The following is a 6,291-nucleotide window of genomic DNA, read 5'->3' on the forward strand; positions in this document are numbered from 1 at the left end:
GTGGCCTTGCTGCGCGCCCGAGCCGCGATACAGGCGCTCAAGGGTGACAACGCGGATCAGGATGCCGGCATCGATATCGTGCGCCGCGCCCTGGAGGAACCCTTGCGCCAGATCGTCGCCAATGCCGCCGGTGCGCCTTCGGTCGTGGTGAACCGGGTGTCGGCGGGCGAGGCCGATTTCGGGTATGACGCCGCCGCCGACTGCTACGGCCACTTATTCGAACTGGGCGTGATCGATCCTACCTTGGTGGTCCGTTGCGCGCTGCGCTTCGCCGCGTCGGTCGCCGGGTTGCTGCTGACCACCGGCTGCATGGTGGGCAGTGCGCAAGACGCATGAGGATGCCACGGCATCCGAATTTACCGCCGACTGGTATGCAAGGGTTTTCGAGCATCTGGGTTCGGGGGTGCTGCTGCTCGACGAACAGGGTGGTCTGCTCTGGGCCAACCGGGCCTATGATGCCGTCACCGGCTTTAACCATCGGGCGTCGATCGGTGGGCAGCCGCCTCATGTCGTCGACCACGCAAGCCTTGTGCGCCGCGCCAAGCCGCAGCTGGACGCGGTCGGAGCCTGGCAGGGCGAGGTGGTCGGCATTTCGGCAGCCGGGCATGAACTGCCGTTGCTCGTTAGTTTGAGCCGCGTGCCCAGCGCACACATTAAAAAATCTTGGCTGGTGGAAGCCATTTTCGAAATTGGGCCGAGCTGGGGTTATATCCGGCAACTCGAACGCCTGGCCCACCACGATGCGCTAAGCGGATTGCCCAATCGGGAGAGCTTCAGGGCCGAAGCGCGCAGCGCGTTTCATCGCTGCCGGCGGACGGGCCGCGAGATGGCGGTGATGCTCATGGATCTGGATGGCTTCAAGCCGGTGAACGACACCGCGGGGCACGAAGCGGGCGACCATGTGCTTGCGGTAATCGCCAAAAGACTGCGGCACGTCGCGAGGGAGCATGGCGCCCTGGCCGCCCGGCTAGGCGGCGATGAATTCGCGCTGCTGCTGCCCGAAGCCGCCGATCGCGGCGCGGTGGGAGCGCTCGCGGGGGCTGTGCTGCGGGCGGTGGGGCGACCGACGAAGGCGGCTGGCTGTACATTCGAGTTATCGGCAAGCATCGGCATTTGCCTGGGGCCGGACGGCGAAACGGATGTCGGCGAACTGCTGAGCCGTGCCGATGGCGCCATGTACCGAGTCAAGGAGGAAGGTGGGCGGGGCTACAGATTCCATTCACATCATTCAATAGAGAGGCCTACCATGAGAAATCTGGCTGAACGCGACTTTGATACGGCAGCACGGAGTAACCGTTTCCGTACCTTCTTTCAACCCATTGCCAATCTACAGAATGGCACGATTAGTCTGACCGAAGCACGCGTGCGCTGGCAGTTTCCGGATACGGGCTTAATGACGGCGCGCGAGGTCCTGGACAATGTTTCCGCGATGCGGCGGGAAGATAAATTGGATTTCATGGTGCTGGAGCAGGCCTATATCGCCTTGCGCGAGTTAAATGTCCATCTGCTGCGGTCCGTGCAGATCGCGGTCAACCTGTCCGCCGCCACCTGCCTGCGCGGAGATTTTGTGGAGCGTTTATCCCGATATGTCGACGAGAACGGGCTACCGACGTCCCGGTTCCGTCTCGATATACCGGAGGAGGCGTTTTCGGCGCATCCTAAACGAGCGGCCGACCTCGTCTCCGCCCTGGTTGGCAAGGGTTTCGAAGTGGTGGCAGATCATGTCGGAAGTGCATCGATCGTGACTTCCCTGCTGGCCGAACTCCCGCTCGCGCTGATCAAACTCGACGAGCGCCTGGTTCACGGATTGCCCGCGAACGCCGAGGCCGTCAGCACCGTATCGACGACCATCGCGGCGGCCGCCCGATTCGGCTTCGCCGTGGGGGCCGAGGGCGTCTCGCGGTTGGATCAGCTGGAGTGGCTGCGCAAAGCCGGCTGCCGGGAAGGTCAAGGCATGCTGATCAGCAAACCGCTTCCGTTGAGCGAACAGATAGTTCTCCTTCGGAGGGGGCGTTGTTGGTGACGATTTTCCGATCCGGATCGGTGAGATCGATGCCAGGCAGGACGTTCGGGATTCATCCGGCTTTCTAGTGCATCTAAGCGGTCAACTGCCGTTTTAGGATAATCAGTAGTCTCTGGGCCAGTCATGCGTTAAAAGGGATGAAGAAATAAGCTGAGGCACCGCCAATCTCTTCATCCGGTGGAGACACAAGCTATGAGTATGCAGAGAGCTTTTCACTCTATTTATGCCCACGGATTTATTCGCGCTGTGGTCTGTACGCCTTTCGTGCGGGTGTCCGATCCGCGGTTCAATGTTGAGCGGATCCTAAGCCTCGCCCGCCGCGCCTCGGAGTTGAATGCCGCAGTCGCCCTGTTTCCCGAGCTGGGGATCTCTGCCTATTCCAATGAAGATCTCTTTCATCAGGATGCGCTATTGGATGCCACCGAGGCCGCCCTCTCCCGGCTGGTTGAGGAGAGCGAAAGTCTGACACCTGTCCTGCTGGTGGGCGCTCCGCTCCGGTTCGAAGGCAAGCTCTTCAATTGCGCCGTGGTCATCTACCGGGGACGGGTGCTGGGTATTGTCCCCAAGAGCTATCTCCCCAATTACCGGGAGTTCTACGAGAAGCGCCAATTTACCTCGGGCCGCGCTGCGGTCAGCCGCGAGATGCGCTTTCTCAACAGCCGCGTCCCCTTTGGGGCCGATCTGATCTTCCGCGCCCTCAATGTCGAGGACTTCTCATTGCACGTGGAGATCTGCGAAGACCTCTGGACGCCGATCCCGCCCAGCACCTACGCTGCCCTCGCCGGAGCAACCGTGCTTGCCAACCTCTCGGCGAGCAACATCACCATCGGCAAGGCCAAGTACCGCCGCGATCTCTGCGCGTCGCAGTCGGGCAAGTGCATCGCCGCCTATCTCTACTCGGCCGCAGGCCCGGGCGAGTCGACCACGGATCTTGCCTGGGACGGCTATGCACTGATCTATGAGAACAATGAGCTGCTGGCGGAAGCAGGGCGCTTCTCGGCAGAGGAGCAGGTGATCGCGGCTGATATCGATCTGGAGCGTCTGGCCCAGGACCGGATGCGAATGACCAGCTTCAACGATACGGTGACCGACCACCGGGACCGGGTGCGCGCCATCCGTTGGGTGGAATTCGAATTCCAGGTGCCCACCGGCCCGATCGGGCTGATGCGAACCGTGGAGCGCTTTCCTTACGTGCCCATTAACCCGGCGGAGCGCGATGAGCGCTGCTTCGAGGCCTACAACATCCAGGTGCACGGACTCATGAAGCGCCTGAAGAGCTCGGGCATCGAGCGCCTGGTGATCGGCGTCTCGGGAGGGTTGGATTCCACCCAGGCCCTGATCGTCGCCGCCAAGACCATGGACCGGCTCGGTCTGCCGCGCAAGAACATCCTCGCCTATACCCTACCCGGCTTCGCCACGAGCGACGTCACGCGCCGTAATGCCCATGGGCTCATGGATGCGCTCGGAGTCACGGCCGGGGAGATCGATATCAAGCCATCCTGCCTGCAGATGTTTAAGGACATCGATCATCCCTTTGCCAGGGGCGAGGAGGTCTATGATATAACCTTCGAGAACGTCCAGGCGGGCGAGCGCACCTCGCACCTGTTTCGGCTCGCCAACCTTCATAATGCCCTGGTCCTGGGCACCGGTGACTTGAGTGAACTGGCACTCGGCTGGTGCACCTATGGCGTCGGCGACCACATGTCGCACTACAATGTCAACGCCTCGGTTCCCAAGACCCTGATCCAGCACCTGATCCGCTGGGTCATCAACTCCCATGAGTTCGACGAGAAGACCGGCGCCATCCTCCAGTCGATCCTGGATACCGAGATCTCACCCGAACTGGTCCCCGCCTTCCTCGATGATCGTGAAAAGTCGGTGAAAAAAGCCATCCAGAGCACCGAAGAGACGATCGGCCCTTATGAGCTCCAGGATTTCAACGCCTATTACATTACCCGCTACGGCTTTCGCCCGAGTAAGGTCGCCTTCTTGAGCCATGCGGCCCGGAGCGATAAGCAGCGGGGGCCCTGGCCGGATCTTCTGCCGGCGGAGAAACACAGGGAGTACGACCTTCCCGTCATCAAAAAATGGCTGGAAGTGTTTCTCTACCGCTTCTTCAAAATCAGTCAATTCAAGCGCTCCTGCCTGCCCAATGGGCCGAAGGTGGGCTCCGGCGGATCGCTCTCGCCCCGCAGCGACTGGCGTGCACCCAGCGACTCCGAAGCGGAGGTATGGCCCGAGGAATTGCGGCGCAATGTGCCGGGATAGACTTAAGTCCAGAAGCTCTTGCTGTAACTTTTGCGGTTCGCGGCGACGCGCAGCGCCCTGCGTCGCAACCGCGGGTCAGGCGGCGACACCGGCCCCGGCCTCCCGCATTTTGCGGCGGGCCTGCTCTCCGCCTTCGGGGGTGACGGGACGGGTGGCATCCTGGATCACCATGACCTCGAAGCCGTCCCGGCGTGCGTCCAGCACCGTGGCGAGTACGCAGACGTCCTCCGCAAGGCCGCCTACCCAGAGGCGTCTGATGCCCTGCTGGCGGAGATGTTGGGCAAGTCCGGTCTGGTCGAAGGCCGAATTCTGATCCTGGTCGAAGCGTACGCCCTTGGTCACAACGACGGTCGAGTCGGGGAGTTTCAGGTCGGGATGAAAGCGGGCGCCCTCTCTATCCTGGATGCAGTGAGGCGGCCAAGGACCTCCGCTTTCCTGGAAGCTCATATGCCCCACAGGGTGCCAGTCGCGCGAGGCATAGACCGGGATGTTCCGGGCCACGGCGGCCGCGATCCAGCGGTTGAGCACGGGCACCACTGCGTCACCGTTTTCGATCGGCAATGCCCCGCCCGGACAAAAGTCGTTCTGCACATCGACTACGATCAAGGCGTCGCCCGGCGCAAAGGCGCCGTCTACATCTGTCATTCCGATTCTCCTTTGGTTTTTGGCGGTGAATCACGCGTGAAAGATGCCCGACTTGAAGTCAGCCTTCAGGCACGTGTTTCGAAACGGCCTCCAGTACGCTTGTGTGCAGCTGCTGGTCTTTCTCATGGAATAACACGAAGCGTATGTGTTTGACCGACAAGAGCTTCGGTGCTTCCTCGATAATCGTTTTAAAGGCAATACGTGCCGCCGGTTCCATCGGATAAGCGAACGCGCGGGTCGAGAGAGCCGGAAAGGCGATGGACCGGATATTGTTCTGTTCGGCCAGATGGAGCGCGTTGCGGTAGCAGGAGGCGAGCAATTCGTCGGCGGGCTCGTCAACCCCGTAGACCGGTCCAAGGCAGTGAATCACATAGCGGTTGGGCAGGTTATGGGCGCCGGTGATGACCGCCTGGCCCGGGCGAATGGGTGCCAACGGCCGGCACTCCTCTTCGAGGCCCGGACCCGCGGCGCGGTGGATCGCACCGGCCACGCCGCCACCGATGCGGAGTTCGGCGTTGGCCGCGTTGACGACAGCCTCCATATCGGGTTGATTGGCAATATTCCCCTGCACGCATTCGATCGTTACGCTGTGGATAGTCCGCTTGGTCATCGATGCCACTCCCTCGTTCGTGCTGTCTGTCGCGACAGCTTTACCGCATAACCAGGCCGGTTATGTGGCTAAGCTTGAAGCATCTGTTTTTGCCGCACCGGCAGTAGTTATTGACATTTTGCAGCAAGGAAATTTCCGGTGAAGCCGGAATCGATCAGCCGGCGTGGGAATTACATCAAACGAGAACAATTTCCACTCGATTCCAAGCCTCTCGATATTACTTATAACCGACTGTTATCGGCAAATGCGCCGCGGCCCGGAGACCAGGGGGCACGACAGATGCCGTATCCGTCGGAAGAGAGATCTTAGGGTATGAATTGCTCCCGAATGATCCGTTCCTCGAGATCGTGTTCCGGATCGAACAGCAGCGTCAAGGCGATGTCGCTGGCCTCGCGGACCCGTACGATATGCACGTCTCTTACCTCGTGAAAGTCGGCGACCGCGCTGACCGGCCGTTTGTCCGGCTCGATGATCGTAAACTCGATCGCGGCCCGGCTGGGAAGCAAGGCCCCGCGCCAGCGGCGGGGGCGGAATGGCGAAATCGGCGTGAGGGCCAGGACGCCGGATCCCAATGGCAGGATCGGACCGTAGACCGACAGGTTGTAGGCGGTACTGCCGGCGGGTGTCGATACGAGGACACCATCGCAGAAAAGTTCGTCGAGACGCACCACATTGTCGATTTTGATCCGAATTTTCGCGGTTTGCCGGGTTTCCCGCAACAGCGAGACCTCGTTAATCGCCAGCG

At 61.2% G+C, this 6,291-nt stretch carries 7 protein-coding genes; 4 read left to right on the forward strand and 3 right to left on the reverse strand.

From position 1 onward, the window contains the following. The 3 genes from ABJK70_RS18290 to ABJK70_RS18300 form a co-directional block, all read left to right on the forward strand. Window positions 1–336, forward strand: a 336-nt coding sequence (locus ABJK70_RS18290) for a TCP-1/cpn60 chaperonin family protein (protein ID WP_347258701.1), incomplete at its 5' end; no start/stop codon positions are given. Next, window positions 320–2,023, forward strand: a complete 1,704-nt coding sequence (locus tag ABJK70_RS18295; protein WP_347258702.1) for an EAL domain-containing protein — start codon at window positions 320–322, stop codon at window positions 2,021–2,023. The genes ABJK70_RS18290 and ABJK70_RS18295, both read left to right, overlap by 17 nt. A 192-nt stretch (window positions 2,024–2,215) precedes the next feature. Further along, window positions 2,216–4,291, forward strand: coding sequence for an NAD(+) synthase (locus ABJK70_RS18300; protein ID WP_347258703.1), 2,076 nt, complete (start codon window positions 2,216–2,218; stop codon window positions 4,289–4,291). A 75-nt stretch (window positions 4,292–4,366) separates the two neighbouring features. Here ABJK70_RS18300 and ABJK70_RS18305 read toward each other — a convergent pair whose 3' ends face one another. Both ABJK70_RS18305 and ABJK70_RS18310 read right to left on the reverse strand, forming a co-directional pair. After that, the gene (locus ABJK70_RS18305; RefSeq protein ID WP_347258704.1) at window positions 4,367–4,936 is read right to left on the reverse strand and encodes a nicotinamidase; all 570 of its coding nucleotides are present in this window, start codon (window positions 4,934–4,936) and stop codon (window positions 4,367–4,369) included. Between the two features lie 58 nt (window positions 4,937–4,994). Next, entirely contained in the window at window positions 4,995–5,546 is a 552-nt protein-coding gene (locus ABJK70_RS18310) for a macro domain-containing protein (protein ID WP_347258705.1), read from the reverse strand. Between ABJK70_RS18310 and ABJK70_RS18315 the strand changes: the two genes are divergently transcribed. Next, window positions 5,539–5,688: a hypothetical protein gene (locus tag ABJK70_RS18315; protein WP_347258706.1), complete on the forward strand. Its 150-nt coding sequence runs from the start codon at window positions 5,539–5,541 to the stop codon at window positions 5,686–5,688. The genes ABJK70_RS18310 and ABJK70_RS18315 overlap by 8 nt on opposite strands. Window positions 5,689–5,851: 163 nt before the next feature. Here the strand turns inward: ABJK70_RS18315 and ABJK70_RS18320 are convergent. After that, on the reverse strand, window positions 5,852–6,291 hold a 440-nt coding region (locus tag ABJK70_RS18320), incomplete at its 5' end, for an NAD kinase (RefSeq protein ID WP_347258707.1).

The sequence above is a fragment of the Methylocaldum sp. genome (genome assembly GCF_039794385.1).
Classification (GTDB): Bacteria; Pseudomonadota; Gammaproteobacteria; order Methylococcales; family Methylococcaceae; genus Methylocaldum.